Below are 23,136 nucleotides of genomic sequence, written 5' to 3'. Positions count from 1 at the left end.
GCTTTCGATTACTTCGTGGCTTTGAGAATTTTGTACCCTTTATCTTTGGATACCTCAGTAACTTCACTGTACAAGGACTCGAGTTTTTTCATGGCCGATGGAGCACCCTGCTTTTTTTGAATAACAACCCAGATAGCCCCGCCGTCAACTAAGCAATCATAAGCATCCGTAAAAATGCGATGAACGACTTCCTTGCCGGCACGAATGGGCGGATTGGTTAAAACCGCGTCAAAGCGCTGCCCCTGCACTTGTTCCAAGAGATCACTTTGGAGAATGGTCACATTCGTAATTCCGTTACGCTTCGCATTATCAACTGAAAGCTCGATCGCTCTCTCATTGATGTCGACCATTGTCACATGCCCATTCGGACACATGACAGCAGCGCTTAGCCCAATAGGACCGTACCCACACCCTACATCAAGAACCTTAGCATCATCGTGCAGCTCCATGGTTTCAATTAAATGCTTACTACCATAATCGACACCTTTTTTCGAAAAGACTCCCGCATCCGTCAGGAACGTATATGTTTTACCACGCAGCACTTCCTGCATAGTATGAACATCTCGTTTAACCGTCGGTCGCTCAGTATAGTAATGCTCTGACACGTTATGAATTCCTCCTTCACTTTTACCTTTAGGAAAATCAAATAACGAGAGCGTTCCTAAGGCTTTCCTAAGGGTAAAAACCTCATCTTATAACGGTTAAAAAAACCTCTTGAAGTCAAGCTTCAAGAGGTTTCCTATTGAAAGATTACTTAACTTCTACGGAAGCGCCAGCTTCAGTAAGCTTAGCTTTAACAGCTTCTGCTTCTTCGGAGCTAACTTTTTCTTTAACTGCTTTAGGAGCTCCATCAACCAAGTCTTTCGCTTCTTTCAGGCCAAGACCTGTGATTTCGCGAACTACTTTAATTACGTTGATTTTGGATGCGCCAGCGCTAGTCAAGATAACGTCAAACTCAGTTTGAGCTTCTTCAACTGCTACTGCTGCGCCACCGCCAGCTGCTACTGGAGCTGCTGCTGTTACGCCAAACTCTTCTTCAATTGCTTTAACCAGGTCGTTCAATTCCAAGATTGTCATGCCTTTGATTGCTTCTAGGATCGTTGCATTGTTGCTCATGGTTAAACCTCCATTATCATTCATATATTTTGTGGTTGTTGTTGTAAAACAAAATTAAGCTTGACCTTCAGCTTCTTTTTTCTCAGCAACTGCTTTAACAGCAAGTGCAAAGTTACGAACTGGAGCTTGAAGAACGCTAAGCAACATGGAGAGAAGACCATCTCTGGATGGAAGTTCAGCAAGTGCTTTGATTTGATCGTATCCAACTACGCGGCCTTCGACCACGCCGCCTTTTACGCTCAATTGATCATTCTTTTTCGCAAATTCAGTCAAGATTTTCGCTGGAGCGACTAGATCGTCATTGCTGAAAGCAATTGCAGTTGGACCTGTTAGGTACTCATCCAATGCGCTTAAATCAGCATTTGCCGATGCGCGTCTAGCCAACGAGTTCTTGAGAACTACGAATTCAATACCAGCTTCGCGCAAGGTTTTGCGCAGCTGCGTTACTTGAGCTACGTTCAAACCGCGGTAGTCTGCTATGATTGTAGAAGCACTAGCTTTAAACTTTTCAGTTACTTCAGCTACTGCCTGTTCTTTCTGTGCAAGAATTTTCGCGTTTGCCATAGTACACCTCACTTCTTATGCATTTATCTTTCAAGATCGCAAACAGTAGGAGCATCAGCATTCCTTATCTAAAATAAGAAATGCCTTCGTAGACGCTACGAAGGCATGATGTGTTCACTATTTCCCTGATGTACAAAGAAATCGCTATATATATCATAACACCTCGGTAGGAAATTAAGCACGTTGGCACCTACTGTCTACGGTTTGCATATTCATTTTTATGACCTTTGATAGAGTATCACGCCCAGCAACCGAAGTCAACTGGTAGCTTTTACTTATCTGAAGGATTGCAGGTTCACACGAACACTTGGGCCCATTGTGGAGGATACAGCAATGTTTTTCAGGTAAACACCTTTAGCAGCTGCTGGTTTCGCTCTTACAAGTGCATCAACCAATGCTTTGAAGTTTTCATTCAACTTATCAGCATCGAATGATACTTTGCCAAGTGGAGCATGGATTTGGCCTGCTTTGTCAAGACGGTACTCGATTTTACCTGCTTTGATCTCTTGAACAGCTTTGGTAACGTCGAAAGTAACTGTTCCTGCTTTAGGGTTTGGCATTAAACCTTTACCCCCGAGGATACGACCCAGTTTACCAACTTCGCTCATCATGTCCGGAGTAGCTACGCAAACGTCAAATTCGAACCAACCTTGTTGAATTTTGTTGATCATGTCAGCATCACCAACAAAATCTGCACCAGCTGCTTCAGCTTCTTTCGCTTTCTCGCCTTTAGCAAATACAAGTACACGTTTCGTTTTACCAGTACCGTGTGGAAGTACAACGACACCACGAACAGCCTGATCTTGTTTTCTTGGGTCAACACCCAGACGAACTGCAACATCTACAGTTTCATCAAATTTAGCAGGAGCTGTTTTCTTAACAAGCTCGATTGCTTCTGACGGATCATACAGAGCTTCAGCATTTACAAGCTGAGATAATTCGCGGTATTTTTTACCGTGTTTAGGCATTTTAAAATCCTCCTTAGTGGTATTAGCGGATAATCCTCCCACCGAGCGGCTGAAGAGTTTTCTCGAAGAAAACCCACTTCGACAGCTTGCGCTTATCGTTTAACCGCATTCCTTGCGGAATTAATCTTCGATAGTGATTCCCATGCTGCGAGCAGTACCTTCAACCATACGCATTGCAGCCTCAACGGATGCAGCATTTAGGTCAGGCATTTTTTGTTCAGCGATTTCGCGAACTTTAGCGCGTTTCACAGTTGCAACTTTCTTTTTGTTTGGTTCACCGGATCCTTTTTCGATACCAGCAACGACGCGAAGAAGAACTGCAGCCGGAGGCGTTTTAGTGATGAATGTAAAGGAACGATCCTCGAATACTGTGATTTCAACCGGAATGATAAGACCAACTTGATCAGCAGTACGAGCGTTAAACTCTTTACAGAAAGCCATGATGTTCACACCTGCTTGACCCAATGCTGGACCGATCGGTGGTGCTGGATTTGCTTTCGCAGCTTGAACTTGAAGCTTAACGATTTTAATAACCTTTTTTGCCATGATAGACACCTCCTTGCTTTTAATATGGGATCTCATTGCCATCCCACTAACGAAGGTCTATCCCGAGGAATAGACCTGGTAGAAACCCTTGGTTGTCTTGTTTTATAGCTTTTCCACTTGGTCGAAATCGAGCTCAAGCGGGGTTTCTCTACCAAACATGTTGACATGCACCTTAAGTTTACCCTTGTCAGCAACAATTTCTTCAACAGAGCCGACAAAGTTTGCGAAAGGTCCTACCTTGACGCGTACGGTTTCTTTGAGTTCGAAGTCGATTTTCTCCTTCGGCTCTTCCATACCCATATGCTTCAGGATAGATTCAACTTCCTCAGGTAATAATGCAGTCGGTTTAGAGCCGGATCCTGTAGAACCTACGAACCCAGTTACTCCTGGCGTATTACGTACAACATACCAAGAGTCATCCGTCTGAATCATTTCTACGAGGACATAACCTGGATAAACTTTACGCATGACGACTTTTTTCTTGCCGTCTTTGTTTACCAGCTCTTCTTCCATAGGCACAAGCACACGGAAGATCTTGTCCGTCATTTCCATAGATTCAACGCGTTTCTCTAAGTTGGCTTTCACTTTGTTCTCATACCCTGAATAGGTATGTACGACGTACCATCTTTTTTCCATGAATAAATTCACCTATAGTCCTGTTTATTTAAAAACAAGGCGCAGCAACTCAGAAATTCCTAGATCCAGCACAAAAAAATAGATGGCAACAAAAGTTACGGTACCCAATACGACAAGCGTATAAGTAGTCATCTCTTTGCGACTTGGCCACTTGACCTTTTTGAGTTCTGACCAACTGTCGGTGAAGAAGGAAAAAGTGGATCCGAAGCTTTGTCTCATTCTAGCCAAGAACGCCACAAACTACACCTCCAAAGAACTACCTAGTCTCGCGATGAGCAGTATGTTCATTGCAAAATTTGCAATATTTCTTCAACTCAATACGGTCGGGATTGTTGCGCTTATTTTTAGTGGATGCATAGTTTCTTTGTTTGCAATTTGTGCACGCTAATGTGATGATGACCCGCATGATGTACACCTCCTACAGACACTTTCTAATTAAAGCCCTTCTAAGCGCGTCAAAAAGAAAGCGACTTTTAGGGCTACCTGAAATACTTTATCACAACCCGTAATAGGGTGTCAAGGCAGAAGTCTCATAAATGCGAGAGTATCACCATTATAGACTCTCTAGGCAATTGTTAAACATTCTCCCAAAGAAAAACACCCGCACAGCTTAAGCGGCACGGGTACTTCCTACAAATCTCGGACTTCTAGATAACGTTCAAGCTTGCGTTTAACACGTTGAAGAGCATTATCAATAGACTTCACATGACGATCGAGATCAACGGCAATTTCTTGATACGATCTGCCATCGAGATAGAGCATCAGTACCCTGCGCTCTAGGTCACTTAATATCTCTCCCATTTTATCTTCAAGGCCCGTAAACTCTTCTTGATTGATTACAAGCTCCTCAGGATCTGTAACCCGGGAACCGCTAATAACGTCAAGCAGCGTACGATCAGAATCTTCATCATAGATAGGCTTGTCCAGTGACACGTAGGAATTAAGAGGAATGTGCTTCTGACGCGTTGCTGTCTTGATCGCCGTGATGATCTGTCGCGTGATGCACAGTTCAGCAAAGGCTTTGAATGAAGCAAGCTTGTCTCCTCGGAAGTCGCGAATAGATTTATATAAACCTATCATACCTTCCTGCACAATGTCTTCTCGGTCTGCACCTATCAAAAAATAAGAACGTGCTTTGGCACGTACGAAATTCTTATATTTATTGATAAGATATTCCAACGCTTCGCTACTGCCTTCACGGACTGCTTCGACGATGTCTTCATCTGGCTTGAGGTCATAATCATACATTCTCAGTTCTTTGAGGTCGACACTCACCAACAATCCCTCCGGCCTGCAGGACTACCCAGATTCACTATAAAAGTTTAGGTTAAGTATACATGAAGCAAACTCACACCGTCAACGGGGAACCGCACCATTTCTAGCATTTGGAGGATTCACTCTCCTCTTCGCCACCGCTCGAACTGCTCTTTGAGCTCATGGCTCAGTTTACCTTCGAACGGATTACGCTTGGATGAGGTTTCAGGATGAATACGTTCTCTCACTTCTTTGCGATTCTGTTTGATTTTGACTAGCAGTTCACCAGCGGGCATCCGAAGAGCTCCTTTACCGAAAATGACATGCTGCTCAATCATATCCGAGGTGGCTACGTAGATCTGCTTACGCCTTCCCATCAGATTCGTGACCAGGCGTTCGATCCGTTCATCTGCCGTTTCCTTCTCTTTGGTATAGAGTACTATAAGCTTACTCTGCACATATTTCTTACCAAGTCCAGGTACCATATAGGCATCAAAAACGAGGTATACTTTCATACCCGAGTAGGATTGAAACTCCGCCAGCATATGAATTAACTGATCGCGAGCGCCCTCCAAATCCGTGTCCTTCAGCTTACTCAGCTCCGGCCATGCGCCAATAATATTGTAGCCATCAACAATCAGAAACTGTTCCATTTCAATTAACTCTTATTTCGCTGTCTAACCACTTCATACATCAATACACCCGCGGCGACGGACGCATTCAAAGAATTCACATGTCCTGCCATCGGAAGCTTAACTAAGAAGTCACATTTCTCCTTAATTAATCGACCTACACCTTTACCTTCATTCCCGATAACAAGAGCTATTGGAATACTAAAGTTGGCTTTATACACATCCTGAGCAGCGGACACATCCGTTCCAGCAACCCAAACTCCCTGTTCTTTTAATTTCTCAATTGTCTGCGCAATATTCGTCACACGTGCAACGGGAACATATTCAACGGCCCCAGCTGAAGTCTTGGAAACCGTAGCTGTAAGTCCAACGGAACGCCGCTTAGGGATAATGACGCCATGAACACCCGTGCAATCTGCTGTTCGCAGAATCGAGCCCAGATTATGCGGATCCTCGATCTCATCAAGAATCAGGATAAAAGGTTCTTGCCCGAGCTCTTTAGCCTTATCTAGAATATCCTCTACTTCGACATACTCATAAGCAGCAACTTGCGCTACAACTCCTTGGTGTTGTAGTCCTTCGGCCATTTGGTCCAGCTTGCGCTTATCCGTAAACTGAACGATAATACCTACATTTTTGGCTTCTGCTACAATAGGACCTGCGAATTGCTTCTGAGCACTCTCTGCGATCCAAATTTTATTAATCGTCCGACCAGCACGAAGCGCCTCTAGAACGGAGTGCTTCCCGCCGATATATTCTTCATCCATTCCTGTTCCTCCTAAAAGTTTTTCTTGAACAATACAATCATCGTTAGCTTAAGCTACTTGTTCTGCTTGTAAGCAATTGCAAAGTCTAATATTTCCTTCAATCTCTCAAAAGATTGTTTATAGTACAAATATCCGATTAAGCACTCAAACGCGGTGCTATGCCGGTATTCCAGCACTTCCGCGTTTTTGGCTGTAGTTCCTGATTTGGCATTGCGTCCCCGCTTTACCATGTCTACTTCTTCTTCCGATAGCATCGGCATCAAAGCCTCCAACAATTTGGATTGCGCTTTGGCTGAGACATATCCCGTCGATGCTTTGTGCAAATGGTTCGGCCGATGGTTAGCTCCAGAAATCACATATTGCCTGATGTACACTTCATACACAGCATCCCCTATATAAGCCAATACAAGCGGATTCAGTAAATGGGGACTTTTAGATGGCGGGAAAATAAAAAGGTTCGCAGCATCATGGATGGACTCGCTCATTTACGGCGCCAGCGTATTCCCTGTGGTGTATCCTCAAGGAATATCCCTTTCTCTGTGAGCAGGTCACGAATTTCATCTGCGCGGGCCCAGTTCTTCGACTTACGCGATTCCGTTCGTTCGATAATCAACTGCTCAATCTCTTCATCTAACAGCTCATCCGATTGCTGTGAAAGAATCCCTAAGGTTTGGTCAAAGGCTTGCAGCTGATCCAAGAAAAGCTGCAGTGCGGCAGCATTTACCCGCTCCTGTTGCAGATACAGGTTAGCTTCAGCAACAAGGTCGAATACCGCTGTAATAGCATCCGGAGTATTGAAATCATCATTCATCTTATCATCAAACTGGCTCGCAATCGCAGCCAAACGATCCGTTAGTGCTGATTCTATTTCGTTAGTCGCAGAAGCAGTAGTAAGGCGGTGCTTCAGGTTATCATAAGCATTTTGAATACGTTCTAACGCATTAGAGGCTTGTTTCAAGCTCTCATCGCTGAAATTCAGCGGATTGCGATAGTGCGCGGACAACATGAAGAAACGGAACACTTGCGGCTTGATTTGTTTAACTAGATCACGAATAAGAATCCCGTTGCCAAGTGACTTGGACATCTTCTCATTGTCAATGTTAAGGAAGGCATTGTGCAGCCAATAATTAGCCATCGGATGCCCCGTTACAGCTTCCGTCTGAGCGATTTCACACTCGTGATGCGGGAAGGTCAAATCTTGTCCGCCACCGTGTATATCAATCGTTTCACCCAAATATTTGCGCACCATGGCGGAGCATTCGATATGCCAGCCTGGACGGCCTTGACCCCATGGGCTATCCCAATAAATTTCTCCCGGTTTGGCCGCTTTCCACAGAACAAAATCCTGAGGACTCTCTTTGCGATCGTCTACTTCAATACGGATACCGTATTGGAGCTCTTCCAGATTTTGATTGGATAACTTACCATACTCAGCAAATTTACTTGTTCGGTAATAAACGTCACCGCGGGCTTCGTAAGCGAAATCTTTCTCAACGAGGGCAGCAATGAAATCGATAATTTCCTGAATGTTCTCCGTAACGCGCGGATTCAAGGTAGCATCGTGAACACCAAGCGTTTTGACGTCGTCCAAAAAGGCTTGAATGAATGTTTCTGCAAGCTCCGGAACGGTTACAGCCAACTCCTCGGCTTTACGAATCATTTTATCATCCACATCGGTAAAGTTCGTAATATAGGTCACTTCATACTTCTGAGACTCCAAATAGCGACGGACAACATCGAAGAAAATTACCGGCCTGCCGTTACCAATATGAATATAGTTATACACAGTAGGCCCGCAAACGTACATCTTCACTTTGCCTGGTTCAATTGGCACGAAATCTTCTTTTTTCCGCGTTAGCGTATTATACACTCTGAGTGTCATGTTCTCTCGTTTCTCCATTCTTAAGGCGTTCTTGTTCAAGTTGCTGTTTTAAATCATTAATCTGATTCTGTAATTCCTGAAATATATCAACAATGGGATCAGGTAAGTTTCCATGGTCCAAACGATTCACACGAACCCCGTCCCGCTTCACAAGTTTAGCAGGGATAGTAACGACGGTGCTATTTGAAGGAACTTCCTGAATAACCACCGCATTAGAACCAATACGTGAATTTTCGCCTACAAGGAAAGAACCGAGAATTTTGGCACCCGAACCAATAACTACATTATTGCCAATAGTTGGATGCCTCTTACCTTTTTCCTTACCCGTACCCCCTAAGGTTACGCCTTGGTATAGGATGACATCGTCACCAATCTCACAGGTTTCCCCGATAACAACACCCATGCCATGATCAATAAACAGTCTTTTCCCTATCGTCGCACCCGGATGAATCTCAATCCCTGTCATGAACCTGCTCCACTGTGAAACGATACGAGCGATAGTATACATTCCCCGCTTGTAAAACCAATGGCCGATCCGATGGGACCAAATTGCATGAAGACCAGAATACGTAAAAACAACCTCAAACCAGCTGCGTGCAGCCGGGTCGTTATCGAATACGGCGGATATATCAGATTTGATCGTTGCCCACATGTTCTCACCTTCTTCGTAGAAATCATACAAGGATCCTTCTAAAACAAAAAAAGCCCCCGCAGCCATATGGCTGCAGAGGCGTAGTTATCGCGGTTCCACTCTGCTTGGTGACTCGGAAGTCTCCCAACTTAAGTTCCCGTAACGTGGGTATTCCGGCTGCGCCTACCCTACTCTTACGAGTATTCGGCGCGGCAGCTCCCAGGTGCATTTCCGATTACAGGAATTGGATAACTCACAGCCAAAGCCTCGCGACTTTGATTATCCTCTCTGATAAATCCCTAGTTAAACGTACTCTCCTGATCATTGCATTCGATATTGAACTAAGTATAGCGAAAAGAAACCCGCTTTACAATAAGTTCCTTAGACGTGATGCGACTTTTTCTTTGCCAAGTAAGTAAAGGGACACATTTAAGTCCGGTCCGTGTACTTGACCCGTTAGCGCAGAACGAATAGACATGAACAGTTGTTTTCCTTTGAAGCCTGTATCCTTCTGCACTTGTTTCAGCAAAGCAGGAATGGCTTCTACGGTGAAAGCTTCCGCTTGCTCGACTTGCGTCAGGAAGCTTGCCAGCACAACAGGCACATGCTCCTCTTTCAATACAGCAGAAGCTTCCTCATCGATAACTAGCTCTTCTTTGAAGAAAATGCTCGATAACTCGACGATTTCCGCCGCGAAACGCATTCTCTCTTGATTGAGGCCTACCAGGGCCGTTACCCACTCTTGACCTGCTGCATCCAAATCACCTTGGATGTATCCAGCCTTTTGCAGATGAGGCACACTTAGCTCGACCACTCGGGAGAGCGGGGCCTTTTTCAAATAAGCATTGTTCATCCAATTCAATTTATCCATATCAAACACAGCTGGACTTTTGGATACACGATCCAGGTCAAACTGGGCAATAAGCTCTTCCTTCGTGAACATCTCTTCTTCGCCGCCAGGGGACCAACCGAGAAGGGCAATGAAGTTAACAACAGCTTCAGGCAGATAGCCTAGCTCTTTGTACTGTTCGATAAACTGAATGATGGATTCATCCCGTTTACTCATTTTTTTACGATCAGGATTCAAGATAAGCGCCAAATGAGCAAAGTCAGGCACAGGAAGTCCCAGTGCTTCGTACATGAGGATTTGTCTTGGTGTATTGGACAGATGCTCCTCACCGCGAATAACCAGATTGATTTTCATCAAATGATCATCCACAATGACAGCAAAATTATAGGTTGGAATGCCATCGGTACGTGCAATGATGAAATCACCAATCCCATTGGATTCAAATTCAACATGCTCGCGCACCTTGTCCTCGAAGCCGATAATCCGGTCTTCTGGAACACGGAAACGAATGGATGCCTTACGACCTTCAGCTTGATAAGCAACAATCTGATCAGGTGTTAAATTGCGGCATTTACCTGAATAACCACCCATTTCTCCGCGCGCTTCTTGCTCTGCCCGCTCCTGCTCCAAATCCGCTTCTGAGCAATAGCAATGATAAGCATGGCCGCTCTGAACCAATTGATCGAGATATGTCTGATAAATATCCAGTCGCTCCATCTGACGATAAGGACCGTATGGACCTCCGATATCTACGCTCTCATCCCACTCTAAACCAAGCCATCTAAGGCCATTCAGTTGATCCTCGATACCAGACTCTTTATGACGAGTTTGATCCGTATCTTCAAAACGAACAACGAACGCACCGCCGTGGCGACGCGCCAATAAATAATCAAACAGTGCTGTACGAGCACCGCCAATATGTAAATGTCCAGTCGGACTAGGTGCATAACGCACACGTAAAGGCTGATTCATGTGTGTAACCTCTTCTCCCCAATATTACCTGCTATTCTAGCACATCTCGAATTAAACAAACAACCGATTGTGCAGCAATTCCTTCGCCTCGACCGGTGAAACCAAGCTGTTCCGTCGTCGTAGCCTTCACATTGACTTGATCTGGCTTAGCATCTAGCGCAGCGGCAATAATTTCTACCATCTGCGGGATGTACGGGGCCATTTTGGGCTTCTGGGCAATGATGGTTGAGTCCGTATTCCCTAGGTGATAACCTTTGTCCTTAGCCAGCTGCCAAACCTGTTTCAGCAGTTCCAGACTGTCCGCATCCTTGAACTCTGCAGCCGTATCCGGGAAATGTTTTCCGATATCGCCTAAACCTAGCGCTCCCAGAATAGCATCACTAATAGCGTGCAGCAGTACGTCGGCATCAGAATGACCGAGCAGCCCTTTTTCATAAGGAATTGTCACGCCTCCAATAATGCACTTGCGGCCTTCCACCAACTGATGAACATCAAATCCTTGTCCTACGCGAATCATAGCTGTCCCTCTCCCCTTACGTTGTGTAGTATCCATTCTGCCCATGGCAAATCTTCCGGTGTCGTAATCTTAATATTATAATAGTCCCCTTCGACCACATGCACCGTCGTTCCTATTCGTTCCACCAACATCGCATCGTCCGTCCCCATGAAATCATCGTGAAGAGCCCGTTCATGCGCTTCCTGTAGAAGAGAAAACCGAAAAGCTTGCGGCGTTTGGATCGCCCACAAGCTTCGTCTATCGGGTGTAGATTGAATTCGTTTCTCGGTATCTACGATTTTGATCGTATCCTTAACAGGAACGGCCAACACTGCTGCACCCTGTTCTTGCGCTTTCAATAGGCAATCGAACACATGTTCTTTTTTCACGAAAGGCCTAACACCGTCATGAACGAGTACCCACGTTGTACCCCTCTGTAGGGAGTCCAGACCCCGTCTAACGGAATCTTGACGTTCGGCGCCTCCTGCTAGCACATGAGTGACCTTGGAGAGAGCGTGGTCCTGTACATAGCCTCTACAGCGATCTACATCAGTTCCCCCAACAACGAGAATGATTTCATCCACTTCATGTATGTTTTGAAATAATTGCAAGGTATGTACCAGAATTGGCTTGTGTCCCAGTTGTAAGTATTGTTTACTTTCAGCCGTTCCCATTCGCGAGCCCTTGCCCGCTGCCACGATGATAACTCCTAGCTTCTCCATATGACCTCCAACTAAGTGCTTTCAGAAAGAAAGCTTTCTTCGTAAGCATAGGCCCAAGGATAAACGACTCCGTCGTCCTTTTTGGACGAGCGGTTTGTCAAGGTTGATGCAAAGCAAAAGTATATACTTTCCCATCAACTAGTAAGAGCTATGTTACATCTCCTTATCATACTGGTTTTACTGTGCTTTTTCCAATAGTTTCGGTTTCGCGAAAATCATACGTCCCGCCGATGTCTGCAGGACACTTGTGACCATCACTTCGAGTGTCATCCCGATGAATTCGCGACCGCCTTCCACCACGATCATCGTACCGTCGTCCAGATAAGCTACACCTTGTCCATGCTCCTTGCCATCCTTAATGACTTGAACTATGATTTCTTCACCAGGCAGGACAACAGGCTTCACTGCATTCGCGAGGTCGTTGATATTGAGCACCGAAACACCTTGCAGTTCACATACTTTGTTTAGATTGAAATCATTCGTAATCACTTTGCCTTGCAGTACTTTTGCGAGCCGGACTAGCTTGCTATCTACTTCAGATATTTCCTCGAAATCTCCTTCGTAAATGAGCACTTTCACTTCAAGTTCCTTTTGGATCTTGTTCAAAATGTCCAGACCGCGTCGACCGCGATTCCGCTTGAGTAAATCCGATGAATCGGCAATGTGCTGCAGCTCTTCCAAGACAAATTCGGGAATAACGAGGGTACCCTCGATAAATCCTGTTTTGCAAATATCAGCGATCCTGCCATCAATAATGACGCTAGTATCGAGAATCTTATGCTCCTCATAAGGACGGTGTGTCTGCTTCTCCGGGCCTGTGGACCGGCTCTTTGCAATGATCTGAACCAGCTCTTCCCGCTTGCTGTAACCGATACGGAATCCCATTACAGCTAGTACCGCAGATACAATGAACGGTAAAAAGGGACCTGCCCACTTCGCCTGCTCTAATACAGGGAACACCAATACAGATATAAGCAGTCCAATGACTAATCCTAATGTACCTGAGAGCAGATCGGATACCGGGATATCCGCTACATTCCTTTCGCCTCTCATAAGCAGCTTCATTCCCTGACTAGCAACCCATGACGAAAGGATGAACATACCTACTGCGCATAAACTATTAATCCAGATAACTTGTCCTGCATCACTCATTAACGCTGTCTTTCGAAGGATCGAATCACTCCAACTATAACCTAAACTACCACCCATGATGGCCAAAATGATTTGTACCCATTTCCTCATCACAGATTCACCCCCTAAATCAAACTTGTTTTAAGCCTTATTACAATTATGTTCCAATTTCTCCAACGTTAATCACTTCTTTACATGGAAAATTGAAATATTAGAGGGCTTCCTTTATAATGAAATTGGAAGTTACCAACACACCCGAGGTGGATGGAATGAGCTCCTTGACTTTAAAGCAGTTTCAGGATCAAGTATCCGAATTGTTACTCCGTCACCGAAGTCTGCTTGACGTCTTATCCAAGTTTCAACAGTCTGGCGCAGCTACTAATCGTTCCGTGGTCAAATCTATTACGGAATGTGGATGTATTCAGGTTCATGCAGCCAAGCAAGAGTATCATCCAGAGATGACTTTGGATGAAGCCAAGGATGTACTCGGTACTCATGTGTCTGGTCACTTATGTGAACAATGCATTGAGGTCGTAAGTACGGAACTGGGTAGAAATCTCTTCTATATGTCTGCACTTAGTAACATCCTAGACGTTAATTTGGAGCAAGTCGTTGAGAACGAATCGAAGAAATGCACAACACTGGGACTTTTCAACATGTCATGAAGACGAAAAAAAAGCATTTATTTTCTCTCTGAATCATCAGAAGAAAATAAATGCTTTTTATTTTCGAAACCTGCTTAAACGTCCGATTTCACTGAATTCGTGTCGTCCATGCCGCGTCTTTTGTTCTTTCTCCGGAGACGAATGAAGAACCCATCAACGTTTTTTTTTAGGCCATATAGCGCGTACGCTAACAGGGGTACGAAAATCATTTTAGAAATCGACTCCGGCCATTTGATAGCAATCAAAATAGCTACAGCAACAATAATTGGCGTAATCCAGATCGCTGCTTTCGGGATACCGGCTTTTTTGAAGTTCGGATACTTCACTGTACTTACCATTAAGTAAGACAATAGAATTGTACTCACCAACAGAACATACACGTTAATTTCGTTCACGAACAACGCTAGTGTACAAAGTACACCGCCTGCTGCTGGAATCGGCAAACCGATGAAATAACCAGGCGTACCGGCAACGACATTGAAACGAGCTAAACGAAGAGCTCCACAAATCGGGAAGATCGCTGTAACAATCCAAGCAAATGCCGGACTAATCACACTCGGATCATTAAATGCAACCACATACATGATAAAGGCTGGTGCTACACCGAATGAAATGACATCGGACAGCGAATCTAACTCTTTACCGAACTCACTCTGCGCGTTCAAAGCTCTGGCAACACGTCCGTCAAGTCCATCAAGCAACATAGCGACAATGACGAGTACTGCTGCAATTCCATGTTCACCACTGAAAGCAAGAATAATTGACAGTACACCTAGGAATAAGTTCCCTACTGTAAAAAGACTGGGAATTGATTTCGTTAACATATGTTTTTGTCCACCTCTGGATTTACTATACCCTAATCTCGACTTAATAAAACCTCGACTGCATAAAACTGCCTTGCCTTAACAAAACCTCAACAATGATACTTTATGATTGTATCTAGTTTAAATATGTCTGTCAATGAACACTTGTTCCTGAATTCTTTTGAGACCTTCCTTAATGGCGCGGGCTCTCACCTCTCCGATTCCGTCAACTTCATCCAATTCTTCAATTGTCGCCATCATCATATGAGGCAGATAACCAAACTTTTCGACCAGATTGGCAATAATGATGGACGGTAGCCGCGGAATTTTCCCTAAAATCCGGAACCCTCGAGGGGAAACCGGTTCTTCGGCAATAGAATTCGTATGCGGATATCCAAGCAATCGGATGATTTGGTGCGGCTCCAGCAGTTCATCCGAGGATAACCGCTTTAAGCCTGCTTGCATTTCTTTGACGCGGTCTTCCGATAAATCACGTACATAATCTTTTACGATCAAACGCGCTTCAAGTTCCGCATTGCCAACAAGTTCTTCAAGCTGCATGCTAATGAGGCGGCCTTCATTTCCTAACTCATTAATGTATCGGTTAATCTCGGCCTTAATGCGTAGTACCATCTCAAACCGAGCAATGACATTAGTAACATCGTGCAATGTAACCAATTCCTCAAACTCGGATGCGCTTAGATTGGTCAGCGACTGATCCAGTACGACTTTGTAACGCTCCAATGTCTGGATCGCTTGATTCGCTTTAGTCAGGATAACGCCAATATCTTTCAGCGCATAACGTAAATTGCCTTGATAAAGTGTTATGACATTGCGCCGCTGTGAAATCGAAACAACTAATTTATTTGTTTGCTTCGCAACACGTTCGGCTGTCCTATGCCTGATTCCCGTCTCCGATGATGAGATTGAGGAATCTGGGATTAATTGTGTGTTCGCATATAGGATACGTTTGATGTCCTCACTGAGGATAATCGCCCCATCCATTTTGGCAAGCTCATATAAATAATTGGGGGAAAAATCACAATCTATGGAAAAACCGCCATCCACGATTTCCGTTACTTCTGTACTGTAACCAACTACAATAAGTCCACCCGTTTTGGCGCGTAGGACATTCTCTAACCCATCACGGAACGGTGTACCAGGTGCTACCATTTGCAGCAGTTGGCTCATGACGTCTCGCTTTATCTCTTCTTTGCTCATCATTTTCCTCCTGAAGGCTTGCAGGTTGAATGACCACGAGGTAACCCAGTGCCGCTTTCAATGCCTCTGCTACCGTGTTCACTCCGATAATCTCCATACCGGGCGGATGAGTCCATCCCTTCAAACTTTTCTCCGGCATAATTACTCTACGGAATCCAAGCTTTTCCGCTTCCTTCACACGCTGATCAATCCGCGATACACCGCGGACTTCTCCCGTCAATCCGATCTCACCGAACACCACATCATAAGGCCTGGTCGGCTGATCTTAAAAAACTAGATGCAATAAAATTCTTTTAAACGATATAATAGACGATTGGATTAGACAGCATCCCAACCAATGCTCATAATCATTTGAATAAACCATTTGAAGCATATCCAATGAGTCCCGTCTATAATCTTCTTCTTAAAATAATCCCTCTACATATATAATACATTTCACATTCGAAATTCATGCTGCTTTGATCCAACCTAACACCCTTAATCCGAACTGTACTACTGGATAGAGCCCAATTGCTAAATCCTTACAACTAAGTATAACGGAAAATTCATTCCTTTAAAAGAAATTGTATATCAATGAAAGAACAGTTCTAATTTTCTTAGGATAACCAGTTTAGTTTATAACTAAGTTCGAAACTTTATCATTCAATCTAATGGTTCAAATTGGCAGGAGTCGTTATGTGTAACTTCTTTATGTAGGTCACTCACCGTTTAACTTGAAGTCTTTTACGCTCAACAATAGCTGTTGTCTAATTATCTTCCTCATCCCAAGGTGCTTTCTCCTCTTTGCCTTTGGAAGAAGTGCCAAATACAGAGTGGATGACTTGGCTCAATGTCTTACATGGGATTACCTTTATTGTAGAAAACGTAGTTGTGCTTTTCAATCCATTGAGCGCAACATAGACACGTTTGAAACCCATTCTTTCAAGTTCTCTAATTCTTAGTTCTAACGTAGGTACTTTTTTTAATTCACCCGTTAATCCAATATCTGCGATAAATACAGTATCATTTGGGATACCTTGATTCTTGCAGGAAGATACAATGCTCATTATCGCGGCTAAATTTGATGATTGTTCTTTTAAACGAATACCGCCTGTCGTTTTAACAACCACGTTCTTATCATGAAGAGGGATATTGGCTCTTTGCTCCATGATGCTGATAAGTGTATTCACATGGTCCTTTTTTAAACATTCAGCAATCCGGCTTGGGTATGGCATGAAGGTGGTTGATACCAAACTTTCTATTTCCAGAATGATGGGTCTTGTGCCTTCTTTAACGACTGTTAATGCACTTCCACTAACTACATCATTCTCGTCTCTTTGTGTCATAAAGAACTCTGAGGGATTATCAATAGGTGTCAATCCTTGCTCACCCATTGTGAAAAATCCAAGCTCTCCTGTGCTGGCGTAGCGATTTTTAGTCGAAAATAGCTGTTTTAGCTCCTCGCCTTCCTCCCCCTCAAGAACAAGAACAGCATCTACCAAGTGTTCTAAAGCTCTTAATCCAGCTAATTCGTTATCTTTGGTCATCTGCCCAACCATTATAATGGCTCTTGGTCTTTGTGCATCTTTTGCGACCTTTAAGAGAGTGTTCGCGCATTCCATCGTCTGCGTGGGTGAGCCAGGTCTTTGCGGATATTCTTCTAATACAAAAGTTTGAATACTATCAATAATAATGAGGTCAGGGTCTACTTGGTCAATACAACCTAAGACATTATTCAAACTATTATCAGAATAAACCCAAACGTTTTTATGAATATCTTGCAAGACTCGCTCTGCTCTTCTCTTTATCTGACTATCACTTTCTTCACCTGAAGCATACAGCACTTTCAATCCTTGCTTTGCCACATCATCTGATATTTGCAATAAAAGTGTGGATTTTCCCGCACCTGGAACAGCCGTAATAATCGTAACAGAATCTTTAACGATTCCTCCACCCATTACACGATTAAATTCATTGTACTTGGTAACAATCCTATCACTGTTTTGGGATACGGTATCTGTAAGACGGTTTATGATAACATTCTTCTTTTTGTTTATGCCCTTCTGACCACCACTAGGAGCGTTTATAACATCATCTTCTTCAAGGGTATTCCACTCACGGCAACTACTGCACGAACCTTGCCATTTTGGATGCTCTTGACCACAACTGGTACATTTATATATGGTTTTCTTTTTCATAGTTAAGATTCACTTCCCCAATTAATCAAATAGTTCTTCAAACTCTTCTTAAATAAGGTTTCATTCTTTTCTATATGTTCTTTATTCTTACTCTCATACTCAGCCAACTGGGTGATAACTTTTGTTTATTTCTGCATCCACCGTTCTATCATACATTTTTTTATGCATTTCTTACATATTTATCAACATGGTTAATACCGTTTGAGATACATTATTTAAAATTATTATATTCGGGGCTGAGATAAATAAAAAGCATTTTACTACACCCTAGGCAGGATGGAGCAAAATGCTTCTTTGCTTTTATTATTTTACGGCTACGCCTTCGCCCTTCAGGACGACAAGTTCGCCATCTTTCTCATCAATGGTTAAAGAGTCGCCCTTGGCAATGTTGCCTCTGAGCAGTTCCTCAGACAAGCGATCCTCGATATGCTTCTGAATAGCTCTGCGAAGCGGTCTTGCTCCGTAAGTCGGATCGAATCCTTCTTTGGCAAGGAACGCCTTCGCTTTGTCTGTTAGCAAGAAATCAACCTCTTGCTCTTTCAGACGTTTGCGTAGATCATCTGCCATTAGGCTGACAATTTGCGCAATATGTGCTTCATCCAAGGAGTGGAACACGATAATTTCATCAATACGGTTAAGAAACTCAGGACGGAAGCTTTTCTTGAGCTCGCCCATTACTTTATCCTTCATATTGGTGTAATCTCTACCTGCATCGACAGCAGCCGTAAAGCCAAGCGAAGAATTTTTCTTAATCATATCCGCGCCAACATTGGATGTCATAATAATCAATGTGTTGCGGAAATCAACCGTGCGTCCTTTGGAATCTGTTAAGCGACCATCTTCCAGCACTTGCAGTAGAATGTTGAACACTTCTGGATGTGCTTTCTCGATCTCATCGAGCAGTACAACCGAGTATGGCTTACGGCGTACTTTCTCCGTGAGTTGACCACCTTCTTCGTATCCAACGTAACCTGGAGGCGCCCCTACTAATCTAGAAGTCGAGTGCTTCTCCATGTATTCCGACATATCAATTCGGACTACCGCGTTATCATCACCGAAAAGAGATTCTGCTAATGCACGTGCTAATTCGGTTTTACCAACACCCGTTGGTCCGAGGAATATGAAGGAGCCCATTGGACGCTTCGGATCTTTCAGACCTGCTCTAGCGCGGCGAATGGCACGGCTTACGGCTTTAACAGCTTCTTCTTGGCCAATGACACGCTCATGAAGAATATCTTCCATTTTGAGCAGACGCTCTGTTTCTTCTTCAGCAAGTTTACTTACTGGAATTCCTGTCCAGCTCGCCACAATTTGTGCGATATCATCTGGTGTTACTTCTGTGTCCAAACGACCTTGCTTCTCTTTCCAATCATTCTTCGTTGTATCCAGCTCTTCACGAAGCTTCTGCTCCGTATCACGAAGACCAGCTGCTTTCTCGAATTCTTGACTTTGAACCGCTGCATCTTTCTCCTTACGGATATTATCCAGCTTGCTCTCAAGCTGTTTCAATGAAGGCGGTGTTGTGTAAGAACGTAGTCTTACTTTGGAACTCGCCTCATCGATCAAATCGATCGCTTTATCCGGTAAAAAACGATCCGTAATGTAACGATCGGAAAGCTTTACAGCTTCTTGGATCGCAGCATCCGTGATTTTAACACGGTGATGAGCTTCATAGCGATCACGCAATCCATAAAGGATTTGAATAGCTTCCTCAGGAGATGGTTGATCTACTGTAATCGGTTGGAAACGACGCTCTAAAGCCGCATCCTTTTCAATGTATTTACGATATTCATCCAACGTTGTAGCACCAATACATTGGAGCTCGCCTCTAGCTAGCGCCGGTTTAAGGATGTTGGAGGCATCAATTGCGCCTTCCGCTCCACCAGCACCAATCAAGGTGTGAAGCTCATCAATGAATAGTACGATATTGCCCGCTTGGCGAATTTCGTCCATGATCTTTTTGAGACGGTCTTCGAACTCACCGCGATATTTGGTCCCTGCTACAACAGAACCCATATCGAGTGTCATTACCCTTTTATCCTTCAACGTTTCCGGAATTTCATTATTAATAATTTTCTGTGCGAGGCCTTCAGCAATCGCTGTTTTACCAACGCCTGGTTCACCGATCAACACCGGATTGTTCTTCGTTCTGCGGCTTAACACTTGAATGACACGCTCAATTTCTTTGCTTCGCCCAATCACAGGATCCAGATGACCCTCTTTGGCATACGCCGTCAAATCTCTCGCTAAACCATCCAAAGTAGGCGTGTTCACATTCGGATTACTACCATGACTTGGTGACACGGTCTCGCTGCTTCCAAGCAATTGAAGGACTTGTTGACGTGCTTTATTCAAAGAGACACCTAAGTTATTAAGGACTCTTGCAGCAACACCTTCTCCTTCGCGAATAAGCCCGAGTAAAATATGTTCAGTCCCCACATACGTGTGACCTAATTTCCTCGCTTCATCCATCGAAAGTTCAATGACCTTCTTCGCTCTAGGTGTATACGCAATGTTGGTAGGCTGTTCTTGTCCTCTGCCAATCAGTGACTCAACTTCGTCTTGAATTTTCTCAAGACCTAAGCCCAAAGCAACGAGCGCTTTAGCGGCAATGCCTTCCCCTTCACGAATAAGACCAAGTAAAATGTGCTCCGTACCAATATTGTTATGCCCTAAACGAACAGCTTCCTCTTGAGCAAGAGAGAGCACCTTTTGCGCACGTTCCGTAAATCTTCCAAACATCATAGAGAACACCTCCAAAATTAGTATATCTATGGAAATCCTAAAGGATGAATCTTATCTTTCTTAAACCCTACCAAATCTTTCGCGAATCAACTCAGCCCTGCGTATATCTCGCTCTTCGGCATTTAATTTCTCACCGGCATATTGTTGAAGAAAACCAGGCTGCGTCATCACCAACAGTTCATTCAAAACATTCGATGAAACGTTGTTGATAATTCCAAGGTCAATGCCAAGTCTCACATCTGATAAACGCTGCGCGGCTTCTTTCGAATCCATGATTCCCGCATAAGACAGAATGCCTAATGAACGGTTCACACGATCTATTATCCGCATTCGGGACTCTTGAATTAGCTTATGTCTCGCAGCACGTTCATGCTCTATAATTTGCCTTGCAACACTGTGTAAATTATCAATAATCTCATCTTCGGATTGGCCGAGTGTGATTTGATTCGATATTTGAAACAGATTTCCTAAAGCTTCGCTGCCTTCCCCGTATAATCCTCTAACTGTCAACCCAACTTGCGTAACAGCTGATAAAATTCGATTAATTTGTTGGCTGAGCACCAAAGCGGGTAAATGCATCATCACCGAAGCGCGGATACCGGTACCGACATTCGTAGGGCAACTTGTTAAGTAGCCCCTCTTTTCGTCGTACCCGTAATCCATTTGTGTTTCAAAAATATCATCGATTTGGTTCGCCAAATCCCATACTTCTTTAATCTGAAACCCGGGACATAAACATTGTATGCGAAGATGATCCTCTTCGTTGATCATTATACTAATGGATTCATTTTCGCTTAAAATAACGGCGCCATTCCTGGACTCGTTAGCTAAATTTGGACTAATTAAATGCTTTTCTACCAGAACCATTCGCTCAAGTTCATTCAGATCGGATAGCGGAATGAGCGAAAAATTGCTTATCGTCTCCAACTCATCATTTTCAAGCACACCGGACAAATGATCCAGTACTTCTTGTGATTGTTGATTCGTCGCTAGCATTGGATAAGGGTAGTCCCTAAGGTTGCGAGCAATGCGGATCCGACTACTGATGACGATATCCGATTCAGGCCCTTCGCCTTTCATCCATTCACTTAATGCATCTGCTGTAAACCGCTGTGATGTCACTGGATTCACACCTCCTTACAAACTCACATACCCGCAATTTTCTTCTCAATTTCACGAATTTGATCACGAATCTTTGCAGCCTGTTCGAACTCTTCTTGTTCGATACAGGTCATCATATCCTTCTTGAGCGTATCAATTTCCCGCTTACATTGGATGATGCCACCACTTCGCTTGGGCACTTTCCCAACGTGAACGATATTTCCATGCACTCTTTTGAAGAGAGGATCTAACTTTTCTGAAAAGCTCTGATAGCATGATCCGCAACCAAAACGTCCTAATTTACTAAACTGAGAATACGTAAGGCCGCAGCTCTCACAACGGATCGCCTGAGACTTTGCAGCGGATAGAGATGACGGTTCGAAATCAAGTAATCCTGATAACAGATTGTGAATCGAAAATCCGTTGGATGTTCCGGGAATCATTTCGCCCTTCTCACGAGCGCAATTCTCACAAATGTGGAACTCGTTCTTGTCTCCATTCACAATCTTTGTAAAATGAAGAGTCGCCGGTCGTTTCCCGCATTCCTGACAAATCATTTCATATGCCTCCTCATCTGCTAAGCAAGGATATCAGCATTGCTTTAAGAATCTTGGCCCGAATTTCATCGCGCAGCGGGAGCTTGAAGGTCAACACATCTCTCGAAATTGCGGCCCGAATCAGGTTAGCTTCTCGTGTTGAAATATAGTGGCCTTCCTGCAGTTGGTATACGAGTCCTTCTGAAGTAACTTGATCAATGTGCGTATGAATCGTGCGAAAAATGTGGTCTAAAATGGACCCGTGACTCTTGAGCTCGATTTTTTGGATACGTATGTATCCACCACCGCCGCGTTTACTTTCCACAATGTAACCTTTTTCCAAGGTAAACCTTGTACTGATCACATAATTGATTTGGGAAGGCACACATTGGAACTGATCAGCTAGATCATTGCGTTGAATCTCAATGGCCCCTTCGGAACTCTGCTGCAAGACATGTTTTAAATACTGCTCAATAATTTCTGATACGTTGCGCATCAATTCGTCCTCCCAGATTGCCAGAAGTAAATTGACTTTGACTTTCTTTGACCTTAACTAGATTATAATCATTTCCTTTCTTTTTGACAAGTACTGCTCCTAAAATCCAATCCTTAATGATCCGATAACCAAAAGTGAACCTTACTATTGTTGACCTTACCTACAGTTTTATTCGAAATAAAAAACAAAAAAGCCTTCTTGAGATTTCTCTCAAAAAGGCTTTAT

The 23,136-nt window shown here is 43.8% G+C and carries 26 protein-coding genes, 1 pseudogene and 1 other annotated feature; of the genes and pseudogenes, 1 reads left to right on the top strand and 26 read right to left on the bottom strand.

The window, feature by feature from the left end:
* Window positions 1–8: 8 nt before the first annotated feature.
* The 18 genes from GC098_RS08995 to GC098_RS08910 form a co-directional block, all read right to left on the bottom strand.
* The gene (locus GC098_RS08995; protein ID WP_171642874.1) at window positions 9–605 is read right to left on the bottom strand and encodes a class I SAM-dependent methyltransferase; all 597 of its coding nucleotides are present in this window, start codon (window positions 603–605) and stop codon (window positions 9–11) included.
* A gap of 145 nt (window positions 606–750) precedes the next feature.
* Window positions 751–1,116, bottom strand: coding sequence for a 50S ribosomal protein L7/L12 (gene rplL, locus GC098_RS08990; protein ID WP_029196469.1), 366 nt, complete (start codon window positions 1,114–1,116; stop codon window positions 751–753).
* 54 nt (window positions 1,117–1,170) lie between these two features.
* Window positions 1,171–1,680 (bottom strand): 50S ribosomal protein L10, encoded by a 510-nt coding sequence (rplJ, locus tag GC098_RS08985; protein ID WP_057304272.1) that lies wholly within the window; start codon window positions 1,678–1,680, stop codon window positions 1,171–1,173.
* A gap of 66 nt (window positions 1,681–1,746) precedes the next feature.
* Window positions 1,747–1,901: a sequence feature (ribosomal protein L10 leader region), on the bottom strand.
* A gap of 54 nt (window positions 1,902–1,955) precedes the next feature.
* Window positions 1,956–2,648: a 50S ribosomal protein L1 gene (gene rplA / locus GC098_RS08980; RefSeq protein WP_171642873.1), complete on the bottom strand. Its 693-nt coding sequence runs from the start codon at window positions 2,646–2,648 to the stop codon at window positions 1,956–1,958.
* 120 nt (window positions 2,649–2,768) lie between these two features.
* The gene (gene rplK, locus GC098_RS08975) at window positions 2,769–3,194 is read right to left on the bottom strand and encodes a 50S ribosomal protein L11 (RefSeq protein ID WP_029196472.1); all 426 of its coding nucleotides are present in this window, start codon (window positions 3,192–3,194) and stop codon (window positions 2,769–2,771) included.
* Between the two features lie 102 nt (window positions 3,195–3,296).
* Window positions 3,297–3,830, bottom strand: a complete 534-nt coding sequence (nusG, locus tag GC098_RS08970; protein WP_029196473.1) for a transcription termination/antitermination protein NusG — start codon at window positions 3,828–3,830, stop codon at window positions 3,297–3,299.
* Window positions 3,831–3,854: 24 nt separating this feature from the next.
* Complete coding sequence (gene secE / locus GC098_RS08965) at window positions 3,855–4,067, bottom strand: preprotein translocase subunit SecE (RefSeq protein WP_171642872.1); 213 nt, start codon at window positions 4,065–4,067, stop codon at window positions 3,855–3,857.
* Between the two features lie 19 nt (window positions 4,068–4,086).
* Entirely contained in the window at window positions 4,087–4,236 is a 150-nt protein-coding gene (gene rpmG, locus GC098_RS08960) for a 50S ribosomal protein L33 (RefSeq protein WP_079418041.1), read from the bottom strand.
* Window positions 4,237–4,460: 224 nt separating this feature from the next.
* Window positions 4,461–5,105 carry an RNA polymerase sporulation sigma factor SigH gene (gene sigH / locus GC098_RS08955; RefSeq protein ID WP_028557511.1) on the bottom strand — a complete coding sequence of 215 codons (645 nt, stop codon included), beginning with the start codon at window positions 5,103–5,105 and terminating at the stop codon, window positions 4,461–4,463.
* A 119-nt stretch (window positions 5,106–5,224) separates the two neighbouring features.
* Window positions 5,225–5,737, bottom strand: a complete 513-nt coding sequence (locus tag GC098_RS08950; protein WP_171642871.1) for an NYN domain-containing protein — start codon at window positions 5,735–5,737, stop codon at window positions 5,225–5,227.
* Between the two features lie 5 nt (window positions 5,738–5,742).
* Complete coding sequence (gene rlmB / locus GC098_RS08945; protein WP_047683217.1) at window positions 5,743–6,483, bottom strand: 23S rRNA (guanosine(2251)-2'-O)-methyltransferase RlmB; 741 nt, start codon at window positions 6,481–6,483, stop codon at window positions 5,743–5,745.
* 53 nt (window positions 6,484–6,536) lie between these two features.
* A complete protein-coding gene (locus GC098_RS08940; protein ID WP_047683219.1) occupies window positions 6,537–6,968 on the bottom strand; it encodes a Mini-ribonuclease 3 in 432 nt (143 codons plus the stop codon).
* On the bottom strand, window positions 6,965–8,365 hold the full coding sequence (gene cysS, locus GC098_RS08935; RefSeq protein WP_171642870.1) for a cysteine--tRNA ligase: 1,401 nt from the start codon (window positions 8,363–8,365) through the stop codon (window positions 6,965–6,967). The genes GC098_RS08940 and cysS overlap by 4 nt, the downstream gene beginning before the upstream one ends.
* A complete protein-coding gene (gene cysE / locus GC098_RS08930) occupies window positions 8,346–9,017 on the bottom strand; it encodes a serine O-acetyltransferase (RefSeq protein WP_246321031.1) in 672 nt (223 codons plus the stop codon). Before cysE ends, cysS begins: the two co-directional genes overlap by 20 nt.
* A 346-nt stretch (window positions 9,018–9,363) precedes the next feature.
* Window positions 9,364–10,818, bottom strand: a complete 1,455-nt coding sequence (gene gltX / locus GC098_RS08925; RefSeq protein ID WP_171642868.1) for a glutamate--tRNA ligase — start codon at window positions 10,816–10,818, stop codon at window positions 9,364–9,366.
* A 31-nt stretch (window positions 10,819–10,849) separates the two neighbouring features.
* Entirely contained in the window at window positions 10,850–11,335 is a 486-nt protein-coding gene (ispF, locus tag GC098_RS08920) for a 2-C-methyl-D-erythritol 2,4-cyclodiphosphate synthase (protein WP_171642867.1), read from the bottom strand.
* Window positions 11,332–12,036 carry a 2-C-methyl-D-erythritol 4-phosphate cytidylyltransferase gene (gene ispD, locus GC098_RS08915; protein WP_171642866.1) on the bottom strand — a complete coding sequence of 235 codons (705 nt, stop codon included), beginning with the start codon at window positions 12,034–12,036 and terminating at the stop codon, window positions 11,332–11,334. Before ispD ends, ispF begins: the two co-directional genes overlap by 4 nt.
* A 177-nt stretch (window positions 12,037–12,213) precedes the next feature.
* Window positions 12,214–13,281, bottom strand: a complete 1,068-nt coding sequence (locus tag GC098_RS08910; protein WP_376773851.1) for a PIN/TRAM domain-containing protein — start codon at window positions 13,279–13,281, stop codon at window positions 12,214–12,216.
* 155 nt (window positions 13,282–13,436) lie between these two features.
* Between GC098_RS08910 and GC098_RS08905 the strand changes: the two genes are divergently transcribed.
* Complete coding sequence (locus tag GC098_RS08905; protein WP_047683251.1) at window positions 13,437–13,832, top strand: hypothetical protein; 396 nt, start codon at window positions 13,437–13,439, stop codon at window positions 13,830–13,832.
* A gap of 74 nt (window positions 13,833–13,906) precedes the next feature.
* Here GC098_RS08905 and pssA read toward each other — a convergent pair whose 3' ends face one another.
* From pssA to GC098_RS08865, 8 genes and pseudogenes are all read right to left on the bottom strand, one after another.
* On the bottom strand, window positions 13,907–14,656 hold the full coding sequence (pssA, locus tag GC098_RS08900) for a CDP-diacylglycerol--serine O-phosphatidyltransferase (protein ID WP_171642864.1): 750 nt from the start codon (window positions 14,654–14,656) through the stop codon (window positions 13,907–13,909).
* 120 nt (window positions 14,657–14,776) lie between these two features.
* A complete protein-coding gene (gene disA / locus GC098_RS08895) occupies window positions 14,777–15,856 on the bottom strand; it encodes a DNA integrity scanning diadenylate cyclase DisA (RefSeq protein ID WP_082562248.1) in 1,080 nt (359 codons plus the stop codon).
* A gap of 46 nt (window positions 15,857–15,902) precedes the next feature.
* A pseudogene (locus GC098_RS08890) lies at window positions 15,903–16,121 on the bottom strand (DNA repair protein RadA); the annotation flags it as partial.
* Between the two features lie 481 nt (window positions 16,122–16,602).
* On the bottom strand, window positions 16,603–18,033 hold the full coding sequence (gene radA / locus GC098_RS08885) for a DNA repair protein RadA (protein WP_047683235.1): 1,431 nt from the start codon (window positions 18,031–18,033) through the stop codon (window positions 16,603–16,605).
* 303 nt (window positions 18,034–18,336) lie between these two features.
* A complete protein-coding gene (gene clpC, locus GC098_RS08880; protein WP_171642863.1) occupies window positions 18,337–20,778 on the bottom strand; it encodes an ATP-dependent protease ATP-binding subunit ClpC in 2,442 nt (813 codons plus the stop codon).
* A 60-nt stretch (window positions 20,779–20,838) separates the two neighbouring features.
* Window positions 20,839–21,858, bottom strand: coding sequence for a protein-arginine kinase McsB (gene mcsB / locus GC098_RS08875; protein ID WP_216625210.1), 1,020 nt, complete (start codon window positions 21,856–21,858; stop codon window positions 20,839–20,841).
* A gap of 65 nt (window positions 21,859–21,923) precedes the next feature.
* Window positions 21,924–22,436 (bottom strand): protein-arginine kinase activator protein McsA, encoded by a 513-nt coding sequence (mcsA, locus tag GC098_RS08870; protein ID WP_029196491.1) that lies wholly within the window; start codon window positions 22,434–22,436, stop codon window positions 21,924–21,926.
* Between the two features lie 13 nt (window positions 22,437–22,449).
* Entirely contained in the window at window positions 22,450–22,911 is a 462-nt protein-coding gene (locus GC098_RS08865) for a CtsR family transcriptional regulator (RefSeq protein WP_029196492.1), read from the bottom strand.
* Between the last annotated feature and the right edge of the window lie 225 nt (window positions 22,912–23,136).

Origin of the sequence: Paenibacillus phytorum, from assembly GCF_013141715.1 — a bacterium.
Taxonomy (GTDB): domain Bacteria; phylum Bacillota; class Bacilli; order Paenibacillales; family NBRC-103111; genus Paenibacillus_E; species Paenibacillus_E phytorum.
Note: the sequence above shows the minus strand (reverse complement) of the source record. Positions and strands in the feature narration are given on the sequence as shown.